Here is a 1,250-nt window from a genome sequence, read left to right as displayed (position 1 = left end):
CCTGAGACAGCATTATTCACGGCTCCATCAATTAAACTCTCTGTTATTTTACCACCAATAGTATCACCTAAACTTTCGCCAAAAGATCCCAAGCTGCCAACACCAGGAATAACACGACTTGCGATACTGGTAGCTGCGCTCTTTCCAAAGTCGAGCAATCCTTGTTGCCAACTAAAGTTTCCATTAACAACACCTTGGGTGTTAAAGGCTGCATTTGTTGTCAAGTTCATAACCATACCCGCAGTTCCTCCTGCAGGAAGAGTAGCGATTGTTACGGCCGTTTTAGTTAATTCCATTACAGTGGGTGCTTCCAACCAGGAACCTCTATCATCCCATACTTTTTGTTGCGCACCAGGTAAACTTGCTTGAGCTAATCCAGCTCCTTCTCTCATCTTATTAAAGATAAACTCACCCATAATGGTTCCCATTTCACCAGCACCATTAAATCGTACATTACTAGTCCAATTCTTATCTAAATCAATATCATCTTCTTTAAAGCTTGGGGCAAAACCGACATGGGCTCCAAAAGTCCCTGGGGATATATCAACACCACGTTGATCCGTTCGTTCCTCATAATGTATTTCGAAGATAGGGACTATTTCTTCTACAATCCTTTCTTCGCCCCTAGAGTTTTCTTTTGTTCTTTTTACAATTTTCTCACCAACTTTTTCTGTGATCTTTTCCATCCATTTGATTTCTTGGACATATTTATAGGCCGATAGCTTACTGTCTTTATCCTCATCATAATTACCGGAAGATCGTTTCTCATTCATATCTTTACTGTAGTTATCATTCGCAAGCAAACCTAATTGGGCTATCAGATTGTCCTTTGCCTCTAATTCCTCTTTCGTCTTTTTGTCGTCCTTAGATCCAAAAACTTCTTCCATTTCAGTTCTTATCTCTTGTTGGGCCTTATCTAATAATCCATTAAGAGCATCAGAGTTCATCTGTGATAACTGATCGTCATTTAAAGCTACAGAACTTGTAAAATCAGTCTGATAATCTGTGAAATCACTATACTTTTCAACAATACCTTCATCTGTTAAAAAACCATCTAAAGCCGTTGAACCAATGACCAAGTCTTTTTTATAGACGTTTCCACTGAGAACATATCCATCCTTACGCATGGTTTGATGAAGACTATCTTCAATATTATCATTTGCTGACTCTACTTGTTTGTTAAACCCTTGTTCTGCTGCTTCCAGCTGATCAAGCATCTTCTCATATTCCATTCTATTGACATGTTGTTT

The 1,250-nt window shown here is 38.7% G+C and carries 1 protein-coding gene; it reads right to left on the bottom strand.

The annotated features are described in order from the left end of the window. The coding region (locus tag K345_RS23335; protein ID WP_211227843.1) for a hypothetical protein at window positions 1–1,232 on the bottom strand (1,232 nt) is incomplete at its 3' end. Between the last annotated feature and the right edge of the window lie 18 nt (window positions 1,233–1,250).

It is taken from the genome of Spirochaeta cellobiosiphila DSM 17781 (assembly GCF_000426705.1).
Classification (GTDB): Bacteria; Spirochaetota; Spirochaetia; order DSM-17781; family DSM-17781; genus Spirochaeta_E; species Spirochaeta_E cellobiosiphila.
Note: the sequence above shows the minus strand (reverse complement) of the source record. Positions and strands in the feature narration are given on the sequence as shown.